The organism is Marinitoga okinawensis, assembly GCF_055387075.1.
Window position 1 is genome coordinate 2200275 of record NZ_AP042422.1, and the last position, 24107, is coordinate 2224381.

The following is a 24107-nucleotide window of genomic DNA, read 5'->3' on the forward strand; positions in this document are numbered from 1 at the left end:
TCCAGCTTTTTAAGCTGGAGCTATTTTTATGAAACGTTGTATTATTTTAAAAAATGCATTAAAAGGATTCTTTTACTAATATAATATAGAATTGAAATAAATGTGATATAATATAGTAAATAAAACTTTAGATGGTAGAGTGATATAAGTGAGTATAAAAGATTTTTTTAGAAAAATTGTTATAATTTTTTTAGTGTTTATTTTTATTATTGGAATTATTTTTACATATATCTCATATAAAAAAGAAATAAATAATAATATTAAAGAAATTAAGTTTGAAATAAAATTAATATCTTCAAACTTCAGATATATTTTTGAAAAAAGACTAAATTTTATATCTGAAATATCTCATGAGATAAACAACAAAAACAATGTAGAAAACATATTAGAAAAAATATATACATATAATAAGGATGAAATAGTTTATGCCTATTTTGCAGATAAAAATGGGGATATAGTTATTGTTCCAAAAATAAAAATACCTTCAAATTTTGATCCTAGGAAAAAAGATTGGTATATAAAAGCTATAAAAAATCCTGAAAAGGTTATTATAACAACTTCATTTGTTGATCTTGAAAAGACTGATGTTGTTCAAACTCTTTCTAAAGCAATTATAGTAAATAATAAAATTATAGGTGTTTTGGGTATTGATGTAAAAAGAGATTCTATTAAGAGAATTATTAATATAGTAAACTTACCAAAAGAAGATAAAATATGTATTTTCAATAAAAATGGATATATTTTATATAATAAAGAAATAAAAAATATAAGTAATTTTATAAAGGTAATAGATGATAATGATAATGATACTCATACTCATATTATAAAAAAAGGATATAATATGTATTTCTATAATAAAATAACAGATGATATATATATACTATATGTTTATAATAAATCTGATCTATTTAAGTTAGTGATAAAGAAAATTATTATTATATTTGCGGTTATCTCTTTAATTACCTTGTGTTTTTTGTATAAAATTAATGATTTTCTAAATAAAAAGATAATAAATCCTATATATGAAATATCAAAATCCATGAAGAATGTTTCTATAGATTTAAGAAAAAAAGAAGTTCCAAATATTAAAAATAATTATGATATAAAGGAAATAAAAGAAATAGCAAATAGTTATGAAATGATGATTAGCAATGCTATAGCATCCTTAATGAATTTTAATCTTTTAACAGAAGAAATAAGAAAAATGTATAATAATTTAAAATCAATAAATGATGCATTTTTTGAATTTGTTAATTTAATTAATATTATTGAAAATGAAAATTTAGGTATGGAAGAATATTTTAATTCAATTTTAAAATATATGATTTCTCATATTAGAGAAGCTAAGTATGGAAGTATATCAATTTTAGCCAATAGAAAATGGAAATATATTACAGCAATTGGACATGATATAAATAAATTAAGATCATTAGAATTTTATTCAGATCCAAAAAATTTCAATATTAGAGAAAAGGTTAATATAATTACATATGATGAACTATTTAAAAGTGATTATGAAAATCTTGAGGATAGTCAATATATAATATTGAAAGAAGTTACAAAAAGATTTAAATATGCAATGACATATATAGCTGAATTAGAAGAGAATAAGCTCCTTATGATTTCTATTGAAACACCAGAGAATAAAATGTTCTCAAAAGAAAGTATAGAAGTATTTAAAGCACAGGTTAATCTTGCTAAAATATTTTTAGATAAAAATTTTGAAATAGAAAAAATTCAAAAGATATATTTTAATTTTGCGGAAAAATTAGCATCCGTTGCGGAAGGACATGATGATGTAACAGGAAAGCATATATATAGAGTTGGAGAAATATCAGCATTTTTAGCTCAAAGATTAGGGTTGGATGAAAAAGAAGTTGAAAAGATAAGAAAATTTGCACCTTTGCATGATATTGGTAAAATATATGTTCCAAATGAAATTTTAAATAAAGAAGGAAAATTAACTAATGAAGAATGGGAAGAGATGAAAAAACACACTATTTACGCGAAAAGGTTGTTATCAGGCGATAAATGTTTCGACTATGCCTCAAATATTGCATTATATCATCATGAAAATTGTGATGGAAGTGGATATCCATATGGGTTAAAATGTGATGAAATACCATTAGAAGCAGCAATTGTAAAAATAGCGGATATATATGATGCATTAAGAGCAAAAAGGCCATACAAAGAAGGTTTTTCACATGAAAAAAGTGTAGAAATAATAACAAAAGGCGATGATAGAACAAAAATAGAACATTTTCATCCAAAAGTGTTAGAAATATTTGAGAAATATCATGAAGAAATTAATATAATTTGGGAAAGAATAAACGAAATTGGAGGTGATGAGGATAATGAATATTAAATTTGAAGCAATTGATATTAAATTTCCAGAAGATTGTAATGTTATAGTGGGTCAATCGCATTTTATAAAAACAGTAGAAGATATATATGAAACAATAGTAACAACAGTACCAGGAATGAAATTTGGATTAGCTTTCAACGAAGCAAGTGGTCCAAGACTAATTAGATTTGATGGCAATGATGAAGAATTAACAAATCTTGCAATAGAAAATGCAAAAAATGTTGGAGCAGGACATTTTTTTGTTTTAATAATAAGAAATGGATATCCAATTAATATATTACCGAGATTAAAACAGATTCAGGAAATTGTAAATATATATGCTGCTACAGCGAATCCTCTGCAAGTTTTAGTAGCTGAAACAGATTTAGGAAGAGGTGTAATAGGAGTTGTTGATGGACAACGTCCATTAGGTGTTGAAGAAGAAGAGGATAAAAAGAAAAGATATGAATTCTTAAGAAATATAACAGGATATAAAAAATAAATATTAAAAAGAAGCTGGTGATTTACCAGCTTCTTTTTTTGGTCGGGGAGACCGGAGTCGAACCGGCGACCTTCAAATCCCGAATTTGACACGCTACCATCTGCGCTACTCCCCGAAAAATTTCAAAATATATTATACCATAAAAGTATGGTATAATTAAAATAAATGGATAAAATTTACATTGGGGGTGTTAACATGAAAAGATTATTAGTCTTTACTTGGATAGAAACATGGAAAAAATTGTATGGTGATAATATAGATGAAATTTTACAGAATAGTAATGTAGATACAAATGAAAAAGGTTCTCCTTTAGATGATTTTGATGAAGCATTATTAGAAAAAATAATTAAAGAAATATCAGAAAAAAATAATATAACAAGATCAGAACTAATGCAAAAAACAGGAAAAGAAAATATAAAAACATTTTTCAAGTGGTATCCACTATTTTTTAGAAAAAATAGTGCATTGGCATTTTTGGCTTCAATGGATACCGTTCATGAACTTTTGACAAGAAGGTTAAAAGGATTAACACCTCCAAGAATTATTTATGAACCAATAAATAGTACAGAGGCTTATTTGACCTATAAATCTAAAAGGGAATTTTCTGATTATTTTTTAGGATTAATAGAAGGAGTTTCTGAGAAATTCAATGAAAAAATAGATGTAAAGATTGTAGAAAAAGGGAAAGATAATAATTTAAATTATTTAAAAGTACATTTAAAATCAGAAAAACCATATATAAAAATGGAAAAAATGAAAATATTTAATATTTTCTCATTAGGGATTTTTAAAACATTTCAAAGTTTATTTTCTATTTTAATGCCTATTATTGTTTTTATTTTATCTTATTTATCATTTACATATATAAATAATACTTTTATTGCTGGTTTAGTAACAGCAGTGTCTTTTGGTATTCTTTCTTATATAGATATAACTGATTATAAAAAAGGTTCAAAAATAATAAAAGATATTTTTGAAAATTATAAGAAAAAGAATTTTGATTATCCTGTTAAAGTAAAGGGAGCTAAAGAGATTACTGAAATAACAGATAATTTTTATGAATTAACCGATGAAATGAGAAAAATATTATTAGGTGTAACGGGTGATGTACAGGAAATAGAAGGTGCAGTTACTTCAGTTAGCAATTCTGCAAATAATCTAAAAGATTTAATAGATACTATGAGAGATTTAGCTCAACAGGTTGCAGATACATCAATACAAATTAGCAATGATACAGAAAATGTTTCAGAAGCTGTTAATTCTAATGTAGAAACCTTAGCGAACATTGTTGAAAGAGAAACAGAAATGGTAAAATCGTTAAATGAATCCGTTAGTTCAATATTAAAATCATCAGAAAATGTTGAAAAATCATCAGTGGGAATATTGGATATGAGTAAAAGGTTTGAAGTATTAGTTGAATCTGCAGATAGATTACAAAAAGAAGCTGAACAAATAAAGGAAATCGCTGAAACTGTTATGAATATAGCAGAACAAACGAATTTATTAGCATTAAATGCAGCAATAGAAGCAGCGAGAGCGGGAGATGCTGGGAGAGGATTTGCTGTAGTCGCTGATGAAATTAGAAAATTAGCAGAAGAATCGAAACAATCTGCAAATAATATATCAGAATTTTTAGGCTCAGTTACAACGGGTATCGATGAATTAACAAAAAATATTTCTTCAGAATTTGAAGAGATGAAAAAGCAATCGGAAATGTTAAAGAAGAATTCTGATGAAAACAAAGAAGCTAGTGATAAAATATCAGAGATCTCTATGGAGATTAGTAATTTAATAGAGAAATTAAAAGAAGAAGAAGAAAAATTGGAAGGAACTACTCAAAATATAGAAAGTTTATTGGCTATTTCTGAAGAAAGTGCCGCAACTGCAGAAGAAATAAGCGCATCAATACAGAATTTCTTATTTAATACAAAAGAAATTTTGGATGAAGTAAATAATATAAGTAATTATATTAAAATATTGTATGATAATTTTGAGGGAATAAATATATAATTAAAAGGGGGATTTTTATGGAAAACAAATATTTATCATATCAGTTAGCAGCATCTTTAGGAACACCATCTTTTTATAATTTACTTGGCGATTTATTGATGGAAGAATCTAATAGTAATAAATTAATTATAGTAAGAGCTGATAAAGAAAGATGGATAATATTAGATTCTAAGGGCTATAATCCTAAAAAGTTAGATTATGATACATTGGAAGAATTGACACTAACTTTAGAAGATATTAAAATGCTTAAATTTCCATTTAATACATATATATTATTCGATGGAAAATTTGAAGACAAAATATTATTAAAAATGTTAATGATGTTATTTGAAAAAGAAGAAAGTATATATGAAAAATATAGACTTGAAATGGTTATAGATAGGCTTTCATATCAATTATCAGGGATAGAAAATATTGTAAAAATATTTTCTAAAAAAATAAAAGAAGAAGATTTTTTGGATACAATGCTCGGAATAATATCTGAAATTTTCTTTTCAACAGCGGGTATTTATGAGCAAAACAAATTGATTAAGAAAAATGGTAAATTGATGTTGCCTGAAGATATTGAAATTTTTGATACTATGTCAAAATTAGAAAAAGGTAAATCTTGCAATATTATGAATTTAAGTGATAGCAATAAAGCATATTATAATGTATTTAACATTAAATATATAATTCCATATTTAAAAGAAGGAGTAGTAAAATATTTATTAGTAATATCAAGAGATACACCTTTTGAAAAAGAAGAAGCAGGAGTTTTAGAGACAATTCAAAAAATAACACAATTCTTTTTTGAAGAAAATGCTATTTAGAAAAAATAAAAAGGGCAAAACGCCCTTTTTATTTTATTTTCTAGGTTGAACAACAAATTTTATAGCAGTTCTTTCTTCACTGTCGATTTTTACATCAACAAATGCAGGAATACATACTAAATCAATTCCACTTGGTGCAACATAACCTCTTGCAATAGCAACAGCCTTAACAGCTTGGTTAACGGCTCCAGCTCCAATAGCTTGAATTTCAGCTTTCCCCTTTTCCCTAATGATTGCAGCTAAAGCACCAGCAATAGCGATAGGTTTTGAATTTGCAGCAACTTTCAATACTTCTACTTCTGCCATAAATATTACCTCCCTTTTTTTTCTAATTATTTCGACATATGTTAGTGGAATTGGCGCACCTGGAGGGATTTGAACCCCCAACCTGCGGATCCGAAGTCCGACGCTCTATCCAATTGAGCTACAGGTGCTTCTCAAGATATATTATACTTTAAAAATTAAATTTATTCAAGTGGTTAATAAAAAATTTTTTTTAAAGGAAGAAGCTTTTTAATAAAAATTTGATATAATAACTTGGGTGATAATATGATAAAAATATTATTAATTTCAGATATTCATATTCCAACAAGAAATAGATATGAGAGATTAGAAAAAATAGATTATAATAAATACGATTACATCATAGCAACAGGAGACTTTTCTGAAGAGGATGTAATATATTATTTTAAAGCTCAAAAACCCATATTTTATGGTGTTTTTGGTAATACAGATGATTATAATATAAAGTTTTCCTTACCAGAAAAAAGGGTTATAAAAATTAAAGATTACAATATCGGTATGATACATGGTCATCAAGCTGGTTGGGGTGATCCATCGAAATTAATCCATAAATTTAATAATATTGATATATTATTGTATGGGCACTCACATAGAAAAGACGATAAAATAATAAATGGAATACGGTGTATAAATCCAGGGGCTTTTTGTGATGGATATTATGCAGAATTAGAAGTTGGGAGTGATTCATTATCATTAAAATGGATGAAAATTTAAACATAAAAATTGAACAAATAAAAGCTGAAATCAAAAACATAGTGAAAGATGATATATTGTATGTAGCCTTTTCTGGTGGTATGGATAGCACTATTGCAGCATTTCTCGCAAAAGAAGCATTAGGACAAGAAAAAGTAAAACTTGTTAATGTGTTATTTGGTCCCTTTGCATATTCAAAAAGTGTAGAATCTGTGTTGAAAACAGCAGAAGATTTAGGGCTTGAAATAGAATTTGCAGACAAACATCAAGCACAGTATTCGATAATGAAAAAAGGGCCGAATTGTAATCAATGTACAAGAACTTTAAAAATGTCAGGAGTAAAGGAAATTGCTAAAGATAAATTAGTAGCAACAGGAGCCAATCAATCAGATTCATGGGGGAAAACATGTATAAAAGTAATGAATAATCTTTATTCTCCTATTATAGGTTTAACAAAGGACGAATTAAGAGAGATTGTAAAAAAATATAATTTAAAAATAAGAAAAGTTGGGGAAAACGCTCATAGAGAAGGGTGTAAATTAAAACATTTACTTAAATTATTGATCAATATGGATTATCATGGAAGGGCAGTATCTTTTGCAAATGAGATAATTCATGATGTGTTAGATAGATACAATTATAAGAGAGAAATAGCTAATGTAAAAATAATAGGGCCACTTTCAAAAAATATAGCATTAATAAATATAGAACCTCATCCACCAAAAGAAATATATGATGAAATAGTAGAAATATTAGAAAATGAAAAAAGTATAGATGAAGTTTATATTGTTGATAAACCAATTGAGTTAACTATTAGTGCAAACCCAGGAATATATGGAAATGAAGAATCAAGATACTGGATAGAAAAAGGAAGATTACAACCAGAATTTGCTGCTCCATTAAAAATAGTATGGAAAAAATCAAAGAATGAAAGGTTATCCACATTTCATGCAGTAGACTTTCGATTTATTGAGGAGTGATATTTTTGAATTATTTACTACCCATTATTTCAGGAGTTTTAACTGGTTTAGCTATGCCAGGAAATCTTTTTTCATTTTTAATATGGTTTTCTGTAGCACCTTTTATTTATTCATTTTCTAAATCTAAAGGCACATTGGAGAGATTATTAAAAATCTTTTTATATAGTTATTCGTTAATGACTACCACATTATGGTGGGAGATACCCGTATTATCAAAAAATATTCCTGAAGTATTAAATACATTTCCAGGATATTTGGGCTTATTATCTTTCTTTTTATTAGTATTTATATTAACACTACCATATTATATCATATGGTTTTTAGGAGAACTTTATTTTAGAAAATCCAGGGTTGTGAATTTTAAATCATTATTACTTTTTTCTACATTTTCCTATGCAGCAGCGGAAATGTTAAAAGAATTTGGAGATTTTGCTTTTACAGGTGGCAATTTATCTGATGCATTATATCAACATATTGGCCTTTTACAAATAGTACCATTTACAGGAACAATCGGATTAACAATATTAATATTGATAGTTAATTCGGTAATTGCATTTACACCTGAAAGAGAAAGAATAAAATATGCTATCGTTCTTATTGGAGTTATTTATTTAATAAATTTTACAATAACAGAAAAATTGCCATTAAAAGTTATGAATAAAAACGCAGTAAAAGTAAGTGTTTTTCAAACAAATGTTCCTCAAGAAGTAAAATATTCTGATAATACGTGGAATTCATATGTTGAAATATCTAATTATTTGCAAGAAAATAATGATAAAACTGATTTATTAATATTACCAGAAGCTGTATTTATTAAAGATATAAGAGATAGTGATATATTTAAAATAATTCAAGAAGCTATAAAAATATCAAATAAAAATTGGATTATGGGATTTCCAACAGTGGATTATAAAAAAAGAAAATTCTATAACAGTGCCATATATTTTAATAAGAACGGTGAAATAGAAAAAATATATAATAAAACAAAATTAGTTCCATTTGCTGAAGTTTTACCATATGAAAGTATATTTAAAATGTTTTCTTTTTTTAAATTAGTTAATTATTATACACCCGGTACAGATTATTCAGTTTTAAAATTAAATGATAATAAATTTAGTGTCCAAATTTGTTTTGAAACATATTTTCCTTCTATTTCAAGAAAATTTGTAAAAAACGGAGCAGAGTTTTTAGTGGCTATAAGTAATGATGGATGGTTTAATAATAAAACAGCATTAATTCAACATTTTTCAAAAGGTGTATTTAGAGCAATTGAAAACAGAAGAACCTTTATTCAAGTTTCAAATACAGGCATAACTGGAATTATAGATAAATATGGAAGGATAATAGAGACATTACCAATAAAAACTTATGCGAATCAAAATTTTTATGTTCCCATTGAGAAAAAAGAAACATTATATACAAAATATGCTGATGTGATTATTGTATTAATATTTATATTATCTATTTTATTTAGTTTAATATAAGGAGGTGAGAAACGATGAAAATAAAATGGTTTGGGCATTCTAGTTTTGGAATAGAATATATGAATGTAAAAATATTAACTGATCCGTTTAATGAAACAGTAGGATATCCATTGCCAAATTATCAACCAGATATAATTACCGAAAGTCATCAACATTTTGATCACAATGCACATCATTTAATTAAGGGAAAATATATTCTTATTAACACTCCAGGAGAACATTTGTCAAAAGGAGTTAAGATAATAGGACTAAAAACATATCACGATAAAGTAAAAGGGCGAGAAAGAGGAGAAAATATCATTTTTAAATTTAAATTTTCTGATGGTTTAACAGCGGCACATTTTGGAGATTTAGGACATATACCTGATGATTCTGTTATGAAAGAATTGGAAAACATAGATATAGTAATGATTCCAGTAGGTGGATATTATACTATTGATGCAGAAGAAGCAAAAGAAATAATAAATATATTAAATCCAAAAATAATAATACCTATGCATTTTAAAACAAAATATATAAAATTTCCAATAAATACTGTAGAAAATTTTATAGATAAAACAATGAGAACAGTGGTTAATGTTGGAAAGGAATATGAAATTAGTAAAGAACAAATAAAAGTATCAGGATCCAAAATATTATTATTTAATATTTAGAATAATCAAAATTATTATATAGTCAAAGGGGGAATTAAAGTTGAAAACATTAAAGGAAGTTATAGAAAAAGCAAAAATTGTAAGTAAAAAAAGAGTAGTAGTAGTTGGTGCAGAAGATAATGAAGCATTAAAAGCAGTGTCTGCAGCATATGATGAAGGTTTTGTAGATCCGGTTTTGGTAGGAAAAAAAGAAATTATAGAAGAAAATTTAAAAGAATTAGGTAGAGAATTTGATATTATTGATGCAAAAACAGAAGAAGAAGCAGCAGAACAAGGAGTAAGGCTAGTATCTTCAGGAGCTGCTGATATAGTCATGAAAGGACTTATTAAAACATCAAAATTATTAAAAGCCGTTTTAAATAAAGAATGGGGTTTAAGAACAGGTAGTGTTTTAAGTCATGTTGCAATAATTGAAACAGAAGCTTTAGATTCATTAAAAATAGTTACAGATGGTGGTATGATTATAAAACCAACATTAGATCAAAAAGTAGCAATAATAAACAATGCAGTAGAATTAGCACATTCTATGGGAATTGAAACACCAAAAGTAGCATTATTAGCAGCAGTTGAAGTTGTAAATCCAGATATGCCAGAAACTATGGATGCTGCAATAATAACCCAAATGAATAAAAGAGGTCAAATTAAAGGATGTATAGTTGATGGACCTTTAGCTTTGGATAATGCGTTAAGTGAAATGGCAGCTAAAATAAAGAAAATAAAGAGCGATGTTGCTGGACATGCAGATATATTAGTGGTTCCAGACATACATGCAGGAAATATTTTAGGAAAATCAGCTATATATCTTGCAAATGGAAAAATTGCAGGACTTGTATTAGGTGCAAAAGCTCCAATTGTTATTGTTTCAAGGGCAGATACAGCAGAATCAAAATTAGCATCATTAGCATTAGCGGTATTAAAAGCAGAAAAATAATAACATAGTAATCCCAATTCAAGAATCATTGAATTGGGATTACTTTATATTTGCAATAAATATAAAGTAGTGATATAATTATTGCATAAATAAAATGATACAAAATGTTAAATAAGGTGAGGAGATTATGTATAATAATATAAATGATAATTTACCAGAATTAGTTAAACTGTTGGAAGATACATATGATCATGTAGAAAATGTAGATGAATATTTTGAAAAAATATTACAATTAGCAATTAATGTTATTCCAGAAGCAGATTATGCTTCATTAATAATGTTATTACCTGATCAAAAAAAGATTAATTGGTTTGCTGCAGTTGGACATGATATAAAAAAATTATCTAAATTTTCTTATCATATTAAAAATTTAGATTTAGAAATATTAGAAGCTATAAATGGAAAGATTATTGAGGGAAATGTATTAGAAAGATTTGAAAAATATTTTACCATTAATGAAATTAAACAATTAAAAAAATCATTAAAATCATGTAAACAATCTATAGTTTATGCTTTAGAATTAAATAGAAAGTATTATTTAATATTTTCTTTAGATATTTCTGAAAGTAGTGAAAAAAGATTTTCAGATAAATCAAAAGATTTAATGAAAGTATTTGCAAATATAGCCTATATTTTTATTAAGTTTAAAATGAAAGAAGAAGAAATAAAAGATTCTATGAAGAATACAATTAATGAAAGAGAAAAATATGAAAGATTAAGAGAAGAATTTTTATCTAGAGTAAAAATATTTAAAGATATTTTAATGAAACTAATATCATTATATATAAATAAAGGTAGAAAAACATTATATTCTAATGAAATATTAAAACATATAATTTCTAATATGCCATTTATTGAAAAAGGAATAATAATTGAGATGAAAGATGACAAATTTAATATAATAAATGAAATAGGATATGAAAGTTTGAAAATTAAAGAAATATCAATAAAAGACATATATAGAAAAAATAATATAAATGTAATTACATTTAATGAGTTATCTGGTGAATATTTTGAGCTAACATCTATCGATGAAAATACAAATATATTACTTAAAATAAATGAAGAAAGAGAAGATATATTAATAGATTTGGAATTAGAAATACTTTCAGATATTATAAGTATTTTTATTAATGAATAAAAAGACCCGAAAGGGTCTTTTTTTTGTTGACAAATAAAATAAAATGAGTTATAATTAAATCGAACGTTCGTTTGAAAGGCGGTGAAATTATTAATTCATTAAAAGAAAAGATATTAAATACCTCTATAGAATTATTTTATAAAAAAGGTTTTGAGGCAACAGGAGTTAGAGAAATATCTAAAAAAGCAAAAGTTAGTCCGTCTATGATAAATTATCATTTTGGATCTAAAAAAGGTATTTTAAAAGAGATAATGGAACTATTTTTTTCTTATATGGAAGAGTATTTAAATAAGGAACACGTAGAAGAAAAAAACTTTGAAGAAAGAATCAGAATGGCTATTAAATCTTTAGTAATAGCATTAAGAAAAAATGAGAAAATGTTTAAAATTATTATGACACAAATTCCAGATGATGACATAGATTTAATAGAATATAGAACAGAGAAAATGAAAAAAATTATATTAGGAAGAATATTTTTAGATGAATTTAAAGGGTTTAATAGCAATATTAAATATGAAATAATAGGTCCTGCATTAAGTGGTATGATTTTTTCACACTTTTTATTAAAAGATATAGCTACTCAGATAACAGGAACAAAGTTTGATGATGAATTTTATGAAATTTATCCAGATTATATAGCAGATATATATTTATATGGAGCTTTAAAAAAATTAAAGGAGTAGGTGATGAGGTTATGGAAAGATATGTGGAATTCATATTTAATAACAGAAAAAAACTATTGATATTATTAGTAATAATTAATATCACAGCATTAATAGGGTTAATACAAATTAGATTAAACGTTGATATGAAAACCTTTTTACCAAGTAGCTCGAAATATTTAGATAATTATTCTATTATAGAAAAAAAGTATGATTTATCAGATCAATTAATAGTAATGCTTGAAACGGATAAAAATCCATTGGAAGATTTAGATTTATATAGAAAATTATGGTCATTGCAAAGAGAATTAGAGAGTATAAAAGGAATAAATTTTATTTCCAGTTTATTTCCTCAATCATTTCCTGGATATAATATAAAATCACCTGAAGATATTAATGAGAGTTTTTTAAATAAGATTTCTCAAATATCGATGTTTAAAGATAAGTTCTTTAAAGAAAAAGATGGTAAATATTATACTTTACTAACAATTCCTTTAAAAAGTGAAGATTTTAAGGTAGTAGATCAAATAGAAGAGAAATTAAAAAATGTAACTCATTATGGTGGAGGAACGTTATATTTTACGAAAAAATTATTTGACTATCTGTTGAGCATTGTAATATTTTTACCACCGTTTGCATTTTTAACAATGTTATTAATCTTTTCTCTTCAATTAGGATCAAAAAAATTAGCGTTGTTTTCTGTTATCCCTGCAGGATTAGGAGCATTATGGACCTTAGGATTAATGGGATGGTCTGGAAGGGAATTGAGTATAGCAAGTGTTTTAGTACCTATATTTACTATTATTATGGGTAGTGCTGATGGTATGCATTTTTTAACTCATTATGTAGAATATATAGAAAGAGGATTAGACAAAAAAAGTGCAGTTATAGAAACATTAAAAAGTACAGGTATTGCAATGATAATGACAACAGTTACTACAATAATAGGATTTATTTCTATGATGTTTATTAATTCAAATATGATGAAGGAAATGGGTATTTGGACATCTTTTGGTATTGGCTTTGCAGGTATAGCAACATTATATATATTACCAGTTATTATTGCGGGTGATGTTGAGTTAAAAAGAAAAAGAGCACATATGTTTGATGTTTCTTTTATTAAAAAATTTTGGAATAGAAAAGGTGTATTCACATATATAATCTTAATTTTGATATTTGTATTACTAATTCCTACAATAACCGTAAAATTTGATCAAATAAGTATGTTTAAAGGTTATACAAAAGTTAGAAAGGATTATGAAAAATTAACATCAGTATTTGATTTTAATATACCAGTTATGGTTGATTTTCAAACAACAAAAGATCCATTAGATAAAACATATTTAAATGAAATGAAAAAATTTGAAAATACACTAAGCGATGAGATATCAATGTTTAATTATCCACAACAATTTTTAGATGTAATGGGAAAAGAATTTTTTAATTTCAAATCATATCCAAATCCAATTCAAATATTAATAATAAAAAATGCAATTAAAAATAATCCATCTATTCCGTTATTCGATTTAATAAAAGGAAAGAGTTACTTAGGAATAATTACAACAAAAGATAATTCTCAAATGACTTTGGAAAAGGTTCAAGATGCAGTTGAAAATTTAAAAAAAGATGGAGTATTCAAAGATATAAAAATTTCTGGAATGCCTTATGTGTTTAATGAAATGAATACAACAGTTTTAAATAGTCAAATAAAAAGTATTATTATTAGTTTAATTTTAGTATTTATTTCTATATTTATAATGATAAGAAGCTTAAAAATTTCATTTTATGGAATATTGCCTTTAATAGGAGCATTATTAGCAGAATTTGGAATAATGGCATTGTTTAAAATTCCGTTAAATATTCAAAGTGCATTAATGGCTAATATCACAATAGGTGTTGGTGTTGATTATGCAATTCATATGATAGGAACATATAGATATTATAAGACAAGGAGTAAAAATCCAATAGAAGAAACATTTAATGTTGTTCAAAAACCTATATTGGCTAATGCTATAGGATTGGCTTTGGGATTATCTATTTTGAATTTTTCACCATTTACATTCCATACCTACTTATCAATAATAATGTGGGTAGGCATGATTAGTGCATCGATGTTCACATTAATGTTATTACCAAATTTCTTAAAATATGAAAATAACAAAAATGTTAAATAGTATTTTTATGTGATATAATATATTAAAAGTGAATATTCTCCGGGGCAGGGTGAAATTCCCGACCGGCGGTTAAAGCCCGCGAGCCTTATGTTATAAGGTTGATCTGGTGAAATTCCAGAGCCGACAGTTAAAGTCTGGATGGGAGGAGAAACATAGAATGTGGGATAAGTGTATTCTATATTAAATGATATATTATAATTATTGCCCTGGAGAAATCCAGGGCAATTTTATTTTTAGGAGGCGAAATTATGGAAGATATTTTAAAAACATTTGAAATGAATAAACCAGTTATTATTTGGGATGAAGACAAAGAAGTTGAAGCTGATTTAGTTTTTCCTGCTCAAATGGTAAATGAGGAAATAATTAATTTTTTTATTACTAAAGGTAAGGGATTATTATGTTTAGCAGCGGAAGAAGAATATTTACTAAATAAGGGATTTTTTAAATTACCAACAAATAATTATGATAAATTAAAAACCAATTATTTTATTACTATTGATTACAAAGATACAAAAACAGGTATATCTGTAGAAGAAAGATCTAAAACAATTAAAAATTTTTCGAATAATTTAAACATAAGTCATTTTAAATATCCAGGACATGTTCAATTATTAGGAAGTGTTGGAATAAATAAACGTAAAGGACATACAGAAGCATCGATTGAATTAATGAAATTATTAAATTTAAAATCATTTTCAATATTAATTGAAATATTAGATGAAAATGGAAATTCTCATAATTATGAATATATTAAAAGTCTTTCTGAAGAATTCAAATTACCATTATTAAATACAAAAGATATATATAGTGAGGTTATAAGAAAAAAACTTTTTGTAAAACCCATATCAGAGGCTAAATTACCCACAAGATATGGTGATTTTAAAATAATTGGATTTGAAAACAATCTGGATGAAAAAGAACATTTCGCTATATATAAAGGTTCTCTAAAAAAAGAACCATTATTAGTTAGAATACATTCTGAATGTGTGACTGGAGATATATTATCCTCAAGAAAATGTGATTGTGGAAGCCAATTGCATAAAGCAATGAGAAAGATAAATGAAGTAGGTAATGGATTAATAATTTATTTAAGACAAGAAGGTCGAGATATAGGTATTACAAATAAAATTAAAGCATATGAGTTGCAGGATAAAGGTTTAGATACAGTACAAGCTAATTTGGAAATTGGAATGCCTATAGATAATAGGGATTATGCAATAGCAGCTCAAATATTAAAATCATTAAATATAAAAAGCATCATTTTAATGACAAATAATCCAGATAAAGTAAATCAATTAAGAAAATATGGAATAGATGTAGTAAGGAATGAAGAACATTTAGGTGAAATAACAGAAGAAAATAGATTTTATTTAAAGATAAAAAAAGAAAAAATGAATCATAATATTAAAATTTAGGAGGTATACATATGAAAGTTATTGAAGGAGTATTTAATGGAAAAGATTTAAAATTTGCTATAGTGGTATCAAGATTTAATTCATTCTTTTCAGAGAAATTATTAGAAGGGGCATTAGATGCATTAAAAAGACATAATGTTGAAGAAGATAATATTGATGTGTTTAAGGTTCCAGGCGCTTTTGAAATTCCATTTATAACTAAAAAATTAATAAAAAAAGATTATGATGCAATAATAGCATTAGGTGTTGTAATTAGAGGAGAAACATATCATTTTGAAGTTGTGGCTAATGAAGTTTCAAAAGGAATTGCGCAGATAAATCTTGAATCTAATATTCCAGTAACTTTTGGAGTGGTTACTTCAGAAACATTAGAGCAAAGTATAGATAGATCCGGAGCAAAAGCAGGTAATAAAGGATTTGAAGCTGCAATGGCAGCAATAGAAATGGCTAATTTAAATAAACAATTAAAGGAATGATATTATGAATCATGAATATTATATGAAAATAGCAATAAATGAAGCTAAAAAAGGAATCGGAAAGGTAAATCCTAATCCTTTAGTTGGAGCAGTTATAGTAAAAAATGGGAAAATAATATCAAAAGGTTATCATGAATTTTATGGTGGAAGACATGCTGAGATTGTAGCAATAGAAAATGCAAAAAATAAGGGAATTGATATAAAAAACTCAACAATGTATGTAACACTGGAACCATGTTCGCATTATGGAAAAACCCCACCATGTGCTCATAGATTGGTTAAAGAAGGATTTAAAGAAGTTTATATTGGAATGTTAGATCCAAATCCATTAGTAAATGGGAAAGGTAAAAAAATATTAGAAGATGCTGGCATAAAGGTAGAATATGGAATATTAGAAGAAAAAGTAAAAGAGTTAAATGAGATTTTTATTACATATATAACTAAAAAAAGACCTTTTATAGCTTTAAAATTTGCAATGACTTTAGATGGATATATAGCAACAAAAGACTATGATTCTAAATGGATATCAAACGAAAAATCTCGAAAACTTGTTCACAATCTTAGAAATTATTATTCATCCATTTTGATTGGAGCAAATACATTAATAACAGATAATCCTAAATTAACCTGTCGAATAAAAAATGGAAGAAATCCAATAAGAATAATATTAGATAAAAATGGATTATTTGAAAATAAAAAATTGAATATTTTTAACGAAAATGGAAAAAATATTATTTTTACAGAAAAAACCGTTATAAATGTTCCTGAAAATACAGAAATAATAAGAGAAACAGATATTTTTAATATAATTAATATTTTATATAATAAAGGCATAGATAGTATTCTTGTTGAAGGTGGTTCATCAATATTATCAATGTTTTTAAAAAATAATTTGGTTGATAAAATGCATGTTTTTTATTCTCCGAAAATAATTGGTAATGGCTTATCTCCATTTGGAAATCTCACAATTAACAAGATTGAAAATTCTATAAAATTGAAAACAATAAAAAATAAAAGAATAGAAAATGATATCTATTGGGAGTTGAAACCGTGTTTACAGGAATAATTCAAAAAGTGGAAAAAATGAAAATAAAAAATAATCAAATTATTATACCTAATATTTTTGAAAATGTAAGTTTAGGTGAAAGCATAGCAATAAATGGCGTGTGTTTAACTGTTGAAAATATAATAAATAACGAATTATATTTTTCCATCGGTGAAGAAACATATAGTAGAACTAATTTAAGATATTATAATAATAAATTTGTTAATTTAGAAAGAGCATTAAGGGTTTCGGATCTTCTTGGAGGACATATAGTATCTGGTCATGTTGATGGGACAATAAAATTCTTAAATATTATAAAATCACATAATACATATTGGATGAAATTTAAGATGCCATATGAAAAATGGGCTGTTATTGAAAAAGGGTCAATTACTCTAAATGGAATAAGTCTAACTATTGCAAGAAAGGATGTGGATTCATTTAATGTGCAAGTAATTGATCATACATTTAAAAATACGAATTTACAATATTTAAAATCCAGTGATTTAGTTAATTATGAGATAGATATATTTGCTAAATATGTTAAAAATATTGTTAGCAAATAAAATATATAAATGGTATAATATGTGAGATCAAGATAAAAATAATATTGGAAGTGATAATATAAAAAAAATAATTATTATGATATTTATATTAATTAGTATAAGTATTTTTTCAAAAACATTATTGGTGCTCGGCGGTGGTGGAGCTGCTGGAGCATATGAAATAGGTGTATTAAAATATATTACAGAAAGTAATATTGAAATAGATGGAGTTTATGGAGTTTCTGCTGGAGCATTAAATGGTGCAGGTTTTGTTATGGGAAAATTAGATGAAGTTGAAAATTTATGGAAAAGTATAAATGATGAAGATATTTTTAATTTTAATACAGAAAATCATGTTTCTAAAATAAAACCATTTATTTTAAATCCATCACCATTATATAAATTATTGAAAAAAATTATATCTGAAGATTTAATATTAAAATCAAAATATGATTACGGAATATTAACATTTAATATGACAGATTTTAAACCTGTTTTTATAAGAAAAGAAGAAATGAAAGGAAAAATGATAGATTATATATTTGCGAGTGCCAGTTATCCTTTATTTGGAGCTATTGAGATAGATGGAAAAAAATATACTGATGGTGGTGTATTTTCCAATACTTATCCAGCATTATTGGCGGACAGATATGGTTATGATAGGGTTATTGCGGTATATCCTGTAATAGATTTACCAACAGATTGGTTGATATACAGTATTTTAAAGACAAAAAAGAATGTAATAATAATTAGACCTTCAGATTCTGTACCTTTTCCATTGAATTTTTCTGCAGATTATTCTGAAAAATTAATAAATATGGGATATAATGATGCTAAAGAGATTTTATCTAAGAAAATAGGGAGATAATAAATCTCCCTATTTTCTTATCTTACAAATCCATTTCTTCCAGCATATTCAGCATATTTCCCTAATTTCTTTTCAATTCTTAACAATTGATTATATTTTTCAATTCTTTCTCCTCTACAAGGAGCCCCAGTTTTAATATGTCCTGTATCCATACCCACAACAAAATCTGATATAAAACTATCAACAGTTTCACCACTTCTATGAGATACCATGGCTCCCCACCCGGCACTATATGCTAATTTTATTGCTGCAATAGTTTCAGTTAGTGTTCCAATTTGATTTAATTTTATTAAAGTACTATTGGCTACATTTTCCACAATACCTTTCTCAATTCTTTTTACATTAGTAACAAATAAATCATCACCAACAAGTTCAATTTTATTACCAAGTTTTTTATTTAATATTTTCCAACCTTCCCAATCATCCTCAGAAAGTCCATCTTCAATTAAAATAATAGGATATTTTTCTATCCATTTAGCATACATATCAACCATTTCTTCAGCAGTTAATTTTTTACCTTCTGACTTTAAAATGTATAAATTTGAATCAGAATCGTAAAATTCACTTGATGCAGGATCCATGGCAATTGCAATATCTTCCATAGGTTTATAACCAGCTTTTTCTATTGCTTCTACTATAACATCAAGAGCTTCTGAATTAGATTTTAGTGAAGGAGCAAATCCACCTTCATCACCAACACCTACAGAATAATTTTTTGATTTTAAAACAGATTTTAAAGTATGATAAGTTTCGCTAGCCCATCTTAATGCTTCTCTAAAATTTGGAGCTCCAACGGGACAGATCATAAATTCTTGAAGATCAGGGCCTTGCCAATTTGCATGAACGCCACCATTTAATATATTAAACATAGGTGTAGGTAATCTTCTTGCAGTAATTCCACCAATATATTCAAAAAGAGGTATTTTTAGATAATTAGCAGATGCTCTTGCAATAGCAAGGCTAACTCCTAAAATAGCATTAGCTCCTAAATTAGCTTTGTTTGGTGTTCCATCCAAGTCAATCATTAAATTATCAATAGTTGATTGTTCAAATGCACTTAAGCCAATAATTTTTGGAGCAATTTTTTCATTAACGTTATTAACAGCTTTTAAAACACCCTTCCCATTATATCTTTTCTTATCACCATCACGTAACTCTACTGCTTCATGAATACCCGTAGATGCACCAGAAGGAACACCAGCAACTCCAATAGTGCCATCTTCTAAAGTTACTTCTACTTCAACAGTAGGATTACCTCTTGAATCTAAAATTTCCATAGCTGAAACTTCTTTAATAATAGCTTTCATTTTTTTCCCTCCTTAATTTATTAAATAAAAATAGCCCCTATAGTGATAGTAAAAAATACTACCATTATAGGGGCTATCATCTCTAACGAGAAATTATGGCGAGCTCCATCACCTATTAATTTCAATAATATTATAACATAAAATATTATAGTATACTACAATAAAGATGTATATTAATGAATAAAAGTGTTAAATTATTATTTCCATCTTTTTCTAATATCTTCAACTAATTTTTTAGCAGTTGGTGTAGCAGCAATTCCACCATTTCCCGTTTCTCTTAAATCTTCATGCATCATTTTTCCAACTCTATACATTGCATCTACAACTTCATCAAATGGAATAACACTTTCTACCCCAGCTAAAGCCATTTCAGCAGTTGTAATTGCAACATTAGCAGCAGATGCATTTCTTTTTACACATGGTACTTCAACAAATCCTCCAACAGGATCACATACAAGACCCATTAATGATTTCAAGGCTAAAGAAGATGCATGACCACATTTTTCTGCATCGTGTGAAAAATAATATGTTAAGGCGGCTGATGCCATTGCAGCAGCCGTGCCAATTTCTGCCTGACATCCACCAGCAGCTCCAGAAATAGTAGCTTTTTTAGCTATAATATTACCTATAGCTCCAGCAACAATAAAAGATGAAAGAAGATCATTTTCAGTAGCATTATGAACTTTTTTTAAAGCATATAAAACAGCAGGAACAACTCCACAAGCACCAGCTGTTGGACAAGCAACAATTCTTCCCATTGCAGAATTATTTTCAGCTGTAGAAATTGCAGTTATAGTGGCAACATAATTAAATTCACTCAACATTTTTGGTGTATTATTAAATAATTTAAAAGCATTATTTCCAGTTAAACCTGTTAATGTTTCATGTTTTTTTCCATAATTTTTTTCTGCTTCAGTAATCATTACTTCTACTAATTTCTTCATATTATTTTTTATATTAACAGGATCCATACCTGTTTCTACCATTTCTTCAGTTAAAATAACTTCATCAAATGAAATATTTGTTCCTTTCCATATTTCTAATAAATTTTTAAATGTCATTAATTATCACTTCCAACATAAAAATACTTTATAACACATTCGATATTATCTAAATCTTTTAAATTATCAGGTTTTTCATCGAGTTCTAAAATAGTTAAAGAACGTCCTTCTAAAATACTTGTTCTTTTTAAATATAAATTAGCTACATTAACATGAACAACACTTAATATATTTTCCAAAGCGCCTTTAACATCTCTATTGACGATAATTAATGTATTATAATCACCACTTAAATCACAATCAACTCCATTAATTTTTGTAATTTTAATAGCACCACCACCAATAGAAACTCCCTGGACTTCATTAATACGGTCATTTTTTTTAGCTCTTATTAATACAGTATTTGGATGAACATCACCTAAATCAGTTTTAATAAATTTAAATTTTAAATTCTTTTTATTTGCTAAATCGTATGCATTTTTTATTTTGTAGTCATCTTCTCTTAAGCCTAATACACCAGCAATCAAAGCTCTATCTGTACCGTGTCCAAGATATGTTTGAGCAAAAGAACCATGAAGGTGAAATTCGACTTCATCAGGAATACCATTAATTAACTTATATACAAATCTTGCAATCTTTAAAGCTCCTAAAGTGTGAGAGCTAGAAGGACCAACCATAACAGGACCAACAACATCCAACATACTCATAGTTTCACCTCAAATCAGTAGATTAATCTAAATCATCCCTCATTCCAATAGTATTTAATATTATAGAATCTTTTTGTCTCCATTTATCTTTTACTTTTACATATAAGTCCAAATATACTTTATCATCTAATATGTTTTCAATATCTTTTCTGGCAAGCATACCAATTTTTTTAATCATTCTACCTTTTTGCCCAATTATAATACCTTTTTGTGAAGGTCTTTCAACATAAATTTCTGCTCTAATATATACTAAATTTTCTTTATTAGTTATTTCTTCAACAACAACTGCTGTAGAATGGGGTATTTCCTCTGAGGTTAAGTGAAAAATTTTTTCCCTTATTAATTCTGATATCATAAAAGCTAGTGGTCTATCAGTTGTCATATCTTCAGGATAATATTGAGGTCCTTCTGGTAATGTTTCTATTATTTTTTCTAATAACTCATTTAGATTTTTTCCAGTTAATGCAGAGATTTTAAATTCAGCAATAATATTTGAATTTTCATCAAGTACACTTTTAATTCTTCTTTCCGCTTCTTGGATTTGTTCTTGGGTTGCAGCATCGATTTTATTGATTACTAAAATTGTAGGAATATTAGCTTCTTTAATTATTTTTGCAATATTTAAATCAGATTCTCTTACCATGTCTATAGGATCAATTAAAAACAATATTAAATCTTGCCCTTTTAATGCATTAACTGCAATTTTTACCATATATTCCCCAAATTTATGTAAGGGTTTATGAATTCCTGGAGTATCAACCAAAACAATTTGAGCTTCAGGAGTATTTAAAACACAATTAATTCTGTTTCTTGTCGTTTGTGGTTTATCTGAAACTATTACCACTTTTCTTTTCATTAAAGCGTTTATTAATGTTGATTTACCAACATTTGGTTTTCCTGCAACAGCTACAAAACCACTTTTCATTTCATCAACTCCCTTAATTTTTCCATTACTAAAGCTGTGGATCTACAGTCATCTTCATTATATGTGAGTATTTTTTCTAAACTTTCTTTATGTCCTCTAAGATAATTTTTATATTCAATAAATATAGCATATCCTGTTAAATCAGTTCTCCATTTATAACCAAAATATTTACTTATATCTTTCAATGAGTAAGAAGTTACGGGTAAAGATACATTTTTTTGTATTTTTTCATATAAGTCATATGATCTATCTTCAATTTTGTATAGATATTTGTATAGATGAGATATATTTTTAGTAATCAATTGAAGTCTTTTTATATCATATACGTCATAATGGACAATTATATCTTTTGTAGAATCTATAAATTTCAGAAAATTTTCAAGATTATCATCAGTATTTTCTATATTTAAAAATGGTTTATATTTCCCTTTTATAAGAATGCCATGTAAGAAATCTAGTTCTCTATATGTTTCAACATCATATACTATATACTTATCTGGAATATCGAATTTATTTATTATTATAGGTTTATTAATCAATAAAGATTTTAAATTATATAAAGGTTTTCTAAACTGTGGTGGAACTTTTTCTATTTTATTGGATTCAACGGCTTTTAGTGGGTTTATATTTATATCTTTTAATAGATTAAGATAACTTTTTGATATTCCTGGTACAATGGAGATATCGCCTTTTTCTAACAATTCCATATGACATTGATTTTTTATTTTACAGAACTTGCAATAATTTCCAGGAGTTTTATCTTTTTTATTTTTAAATATTTCAATTTCTTTTTTTAACAACGGCATTTTTCTCATTATCCAACGTTCAGAAAAATAATTTACTTTATTTTCTAAATTAACCTCAACACCTCTTACTTCCTTACCTTTGTTAGTAAAATATAAGTAAGCGGAAATTATATGATATATATGACTTAATTTAAGTTTTCGAGATTCTCTATTAATCTTTATAGATTTTCTTTTATGATCATATCCTTCATAACTTGCTATGATATTAACACCATCATATTCAAATTCAAAATAATTTGTTGGTCTTTTATAAATAGGAGTAAAATAAGGGCATTTTCTAACATTTGCATAGTTTAACAGATCCATTTTCATTTTACCAGCTC

The 24107-nt window shown here is 26.4% G+C and carries 23 protein-coding genes, 2 tRNA genes and 2 riboswitches; of the genes, 17 read left to right on the forward strand and 8 right to left on the reverse strand.

Going from position 1 to position 24107, the window contains the following annotated elements; translation table 11 throughout:
- The first annotated feature begins 148 nt into the window (after positions 1-148).
- Together ACZ5CK_RS10645 and ACZ5CK_RS10650 are read left to right on the forward strand one after the other, a co-directional pair.
- Positions 149-2365 (forward strand): HD domain-containing phosphohydrolase, encoded by a 2217-nt coding sequence (locus tag ACZ5CK_RS10645; protein WP_464581794.1) that lies wholly within the window; start codon positions 149-151, stop codon positions 2363-2365.
- On the forward strand, positions 2355-2846 hold the full coding sequence (locus ACZ5CK_RS10650) for an adenosine-specific kinase (protein WP_464581795.1): 492 nt from the start codon (positions 2355-2357) through the stop codon (positions 2844-2846). The genes ACZ5CK_RS10645 and ACZ5CK_RS10650 overlap by 11 nt, the downstream gene beginning before the upstream one ends.
- A 39-nt stretch (positions 2847-2885) precedes the next feature.
- On the opposite strand, the gene ACZ5CK_RS10655 is transcribed toward ACZ5CK_RS10650, so the two are convergent.
- Positions 2886-2961, reverse strand: a tRNA-Pro gene (locus ACZ5CK_RS10655).
- Positions 2962-3041: 80 nt separating this feature from the next.
- On the opposite strand from ACZ5CK_RS10655, the gene ACZ5CK_RS10660 reads away from it, so the two are divergent.
- The gene (locus ACZ5CK_RS10660) at positions 3042-4856 is read left to right on the forward strand and encodes a heme NO-binding domain-containing protein (protein ID WP_464581796.1); all 1815 of its coding nucleotides are present in this window, start codon (positions 3042-3044) and stop codon (positions 4854-4856) included.
- 17 nt (positions 4857-4873) lie between these two features.
- A complete protein-coding gene (locus ACZ5CK_RS10665; RefSeq protein ID WP_464581797.1) occupies positions 4874-5668 on the forward strand; it encodes a hypothetical protein in 795 nt (264 codons plus the stop codon).
- 33 nt (positions 5669-5701) lie between these two features.
- Here ACZ5CK_RS10665 and ACZ5CK_RS10670 read toward each other — a convergent pair whose 3' ends face one another.
- Together ACZ5CK_RS10670 and ACZ5CK_RS10675 are read right to left on the reverse strand one after the other, a co-directional pair.
- Positions 5702-5974, reverse strand: coding sequence for a stage V sporulation protein S (locus ACZ5CK_RS10670; protein ID WP_014296869.1), 273 nt, complete (start codon positions 5972-5974; stop codon positions 5702-5704).
- A 51-nt stretch (positions 5975-6025) separates the two neighbouring features.
- Positions 6026-6102 (reverse strand) — tRNA-Arg (locus tag ACZ5CK_RS10675).
- A 115-nt stretch (positions 6103-6217) separates the two neighbouring features.
- Between ACZ5CK_RS10675 and ACZ5CK_RS10680 the strand changes: the two genes are divergently transcribed.
- The 13 genes from ACZ5CK_RS10680 (at position 6218) to ACZ5CK_RS10740 (ending at position 19038) form a co-directional block, all read left to right on the forward strand.
- Positions 6218-6685, forward strand: a complete 468-nt coding sequence (locus ACZ5CK_RS10680; RefSeq protein ID WP_464581798.1) for a metallophosphoesterase family protein — start codon at positions 6218-6220, stop codon at positions 6683-6685.
- The gene (locus tag ACZ5CK_RS10685; protein ID WP_464581799.1) at positions 6670-7644 is read left to right on the forward strand and encodes an adenine nucleotide alpha-hydrolase family protein; all 975 of its coding nucleotides are present in this window, start codon (positions 6670-6672) and stop codon (positions 7642-7644) included. Before ACZ5CK_RS10680 ends, ACZ5CK_RS10685 begins: the two co-directional genes overlap by 16 nt.
- A 5-nt stretch (positions 7645-7649) precedes the next feature.
- Entirely contained in the window at positions 7650-9128 is a 1479-nt protein-coding gene (gene lnt / locus ACZ5CK_RS10690) for an apolipoprotein N-acyltransferase (protein ID WP_464581800.1), read from the forward strand.
- 14 nt (positions 9129-9142) lie between these two features.
- Positions 9143-9781: an MBL fold metallo-hydrolase gene (locus ACZ5CK_RS10695; RefSeq protein WP_464581801.1), complete on the forward strand. Its 639-nt coding sequence runs from the start codon at positions 9143-9145 to the stop codon at positions 9779-9781.
- A 40-nt stretch (positions 9782-9821) separates the two neighbouring features.
- Positions 9822-10712, forward strand: a complete 891-nt coding sequence (locus ACZ5CK_RS10700; protein ID WP_464581802.1) for a bifunctional enoyl-CoA hydratase/phosphate acetyltransferase — start codon at positions 9822-9824, stop codon at positions 10710-10712.
- 127 nt (positions 10713-10839) lie between these two features.
- Entirely contained in the window at positions 10840-11853 is a 1014-nt protein-coding gene (locus ACZ5CK_RS10705) for a hypothetical protein (protein WP_464581803.1), read from the forward strand.
- A 71-nt stretch (positions 11854-11924) separates the two neighbouring features.
- The gene (locus tag ACZ5CK_RS10710; protein WP_464581804.1) at positions 11925-12536 is read left to right on the forward strand and encodes a TetR/AcrR family transcriptional regulator; all 612 of its coding nucleotides are present in this window, start codon (positions 11925-11927) and stop codon (positions 12534-12536) included.
- 11 nt (positions 12537-12547) lie between these two features.
- The gene (locus tag ACZ5CK_RS10715) at positions 12548-14689 is read left to right on the forward strand and encodes an efflux RND transporter permease subunit (protein WP_464581805.1); all 2142 of its coding nucleotides are present in this window, start codon (positions 12548-12550) and stop codon (positions 14687-14689) included.
- 31 nt (positions 14690-14720) lie between these two features.
- Positions 14721-14843, forward strand: a riboswitch (FMN riboswitch).
- Between the two features lie 94 nt (positions 14844-14937).
- On the forward strand, positions 14938-16104 hold the full coding sequence (locus ACZ5CK_RS10720) for a bifunctional 3,4-dihydroxy-2-butanone-4-phosphate synthase/GTP cyclohydrolase II (RefSeq protein ID WP_464581806.1): 1167 nt from the start codon (positions 14938-14940) through the stop codon (positions 16102-16104).
- 11 nt (positions 16105-16115) lie between these two features.
- Positions 16116-16580: a 6,7-dimethyl-8-ribityllumazine synthase gene (gene ribH / locus ACZ5CK_RS10725; RefSeq protein ID WP_464581807.1), complete on the forward strand. Its 465-nt coding sequence runs from the start codon at positions 16116-16118 to the stop codon at positions 16578-16580.
- A gap of 4 nt (positions 16581-16584) precedes the next feature.
- Positions 16585-17646, forward strand: coding sequence for a bifunctional diaminohydroxyphosphoribosylaminopyrimidine deaminase/5-amino-6-(5-phosphoribosylamino)uracil reductase RibD (gene ribD / locus ACZ5CK_RS10730; RefSeq protein WP_464581808.1), 1062 nt, complete (start codon positions 16585-16587; stop codon positions 17644-17646).
- Positions 17631-18191 (forward strand): riboflavin synthase, encoded by a 561-nt coding sequence (locus tag ACZ5CK_RS10735; protein WP_464581809.1) that lies wholly within the window; start codon positions 17631-17633, stop codon positions 18189-18191. Before ribD ends, ACZ5CK_RS10735 begins: the two co-directional genes overlap by 16 nt.
- Before the next feature lie 76 nt (positions 18192-18267).
- A complete protein-coding gene (locus ACZ5CK_RS10740) occupies positions 18268-19038 on the forward strand; it encodes a patatin-like phospholipase family protein (protein WP_464581810.1) in 771 nt (256 codons plus the stop codon).
- A gap of 17 nt (positions 19039-19055) precedes the next feature.
- On the opposite strand, the gene eno is transcribed toward ACZ5CK_RS10740, so the two are convergent.
- From eno to ACZ5CK_RS10765, 5 genes are all read right to left on the reverse strand, one after another.
- On the reverse strand, positions 19056-20345 hold the full coding sequence (gene eno, locus ACZ5CK_RS10745; RefSeq protein WP_464581811.1) for a phosphopyruvate hydratase: 1290 nt from the start codon (positions 20343-20345) through the stop codon (positions 19056-19058).
- 60 nt (positions 20346-20405) lie between these two features.
- Positions 20406-20467, reverse strand: a riboswitch (Fluoride riboswitch).
- Between the two features lie 75 nt (positions 20468-20542).
- Positions 20543-21406, reverse strand: a complete 864-nt coding sequence (sdaAA, locus tag ACZ5CK_RS10750; protein ID WP_464581812.1) for an L-serine ammonia-lyase, iron-sulfur-dependent, subunit alpha — start codon at positions 21404-21406, stop codon at positions 20543-20545.
- Positions 21406-22053, reverse strand: a complete 648-nt coding sequence (gene sdaAB / locus ACZ5CK_RS10755) for an L-serine ammonia-lyase, iron-sulfur-dependent subunit beta (RefSeq protein ID WP_464581813.1) — start codon at positions 22051-22053, stop codon at positions 21406-21408. Before sdaAB ends, sdaAA begins: the two co-directional genes overlap by 1 nt.
- 22 nt (positions 22054-22075) lie before the next feature.
- Positions 22076-22978 carry a GTPase Era gene (era, locus tag ACZ5CK_RS10760; RefSeq protein ID WP_464581814.1) on the reverse strand — a complete coding sequence of 301 codons (903 nt, stop codon included), beginning with the start codon at positions 22976-22978 and terminating at the stop codon, positions 22076-22078.
- Positions 22975-24096, reverse strand: a complete 1122-nt coding sequence (locus ACZ5CK_RS10765; protein WP_464581815.1) for a TM0106 family RecB-like putative nuclease — start codon at positions 24094-24096, stop codon at positions 22975-22977. The genes era and ACZ5CK_RS10765 overlap by 4 nt, the downstream gene beginning before the upstream one ends.
- Positions 24097-24107 lie beyond the last annotated feature (11 nt).

What these genes read in the sequence shown, in the direction of transcription:
- ACZ5CK_RS10740 (WP_464581810.1), top strand. Translation starts at nt 18,268, where the DNA reads ATGATATTTATATTAATTAGTATAAGTATTTTTTCAAAAACATTATTG.
- ribH (WP_464581807.1), top strand. Translation starts at nt 16,116, where the DNA reads ATGAAAGTTATTGAAGGAGTATTTAATGGAAAAGATTTAAAATTTGCT.
- sdaAA (WP_464581812.1), bottom strand. Translation starts at nt 21,406, where the DNA reads ATGACATTTAAAAATTTATTAGAAATATGGAAAGGAACAAATATTTCA.
- ACZ5CK_RS10670 (WP_014296869.1), bottom strand. Translation starts at nt 5,974, where the DNA reads ATGGCAGAAGTAGAAGTATTGAAAGTTGCTGCAAATTCAAAACCTATC.
- ACZ5CK_RS10685 (WP_464581799.1), top strand. Translation starts at nt 6,670, where the DNA reads ATGGATGAAAATTTAAACATAAAAATTGAACAAATAAAAGCTGAAATC.
- ACZ5CK_RS10650 (WP_464581795.1), top strand. Translation starts at nt 2,355, where the DNA reads ATGAATATTAAATTTGAAGCAATTGATATTAAATTTCCAGAAGATTGT.
- eno (WP_464581811.1), bottom strand. Translation starts at nt 20,345, where the DNA reads ATGAAAGCTATTATTAAAGAAGTTTCAGCTATGGAAATTTTAGATTCA.
- ACZ5CK_RS10715 (WP_464581805.1), top strand. Translation starts at nt 12,548, where the DNA reads ATGGAAAGATATGTGGAATTCATATTTAATAACAGAAAAAAACTATTG.
- ribD (WP_464581808.1), top strand. Translation starts at nt 16,585, where the DNA reads ATGAATCATGAATATTATATGAAAATAGCAATAAATGAAGCTAAAAAA.
- ACZ5CK_RS10695 (WP_464581801.1), top strand. Translation starts at nt 9,143, where the DNA reads ATGAAAATAAAATGGTTTGGGCATTCTAGTTTTGGAATAGAATATATG.
- ACZ5CK_RS10765 (WP_464581815.1), bottom strand. Translation starts at nt 24,096, where the DNA reads ATGAAAATGGATCTGTTAAACTATGCAAATGTTAGAAAATGCCCTTAT.
- ACZ5CK_RS10680 (WP_464581798.1), top strand. Translation starts at nt 6,218, where the DNA reads ATGATAAAAATATTATTAATTTCAGATATTCATATTCCAACAAGAAAT.
- ACZ5CK_RS10720 (WP_464581806.1), top strand. Translation starts at nt 14,938, where the DNA reads ATGGAAGATATTTTAAAAACATTTGAAATGAATAAACCAGTTATTATT.
- sdaAB (WP_464581813.1), bottom strand. Translation starts at nt 22,053, where the DNA reads ATGAGTATGTTGGATGTTGTTGGTCCTGTTATGGTTGGTCCTTCTAGC.
- ACZ5CK_RS10660 (WP_464581796.1), top strand. Translation starts at nt 3,042, where the DNA reads ATGAAAAGATTATTAGTCTTTACTTGGATAGAAACATGGAAAAAATTG.
- ACZ5CK_RS10665 (WP_464581797.1), top strand. Translation starts at nt 4,874, where the DNA reads ATGGAAAACAAATATTTATCATATCAGTTAGCAGCATCTTTAGGAACA.
- era (WP_464581814.1), bottom strand. Translation starts at nt 22,978, where the DNA reads ATGAAAAGTGGTTTTGTAGCTGTTGCAGGAAAACCAAATGTTGGTAAA.
- ACZ5CK_RS10705 (WP_464581803.1), top strand. Translation starts at nt 10,840, where the DNA reads ATGTATAATAATATAAATGATAATTTACCAGAATTAGTTAAACTGTTG.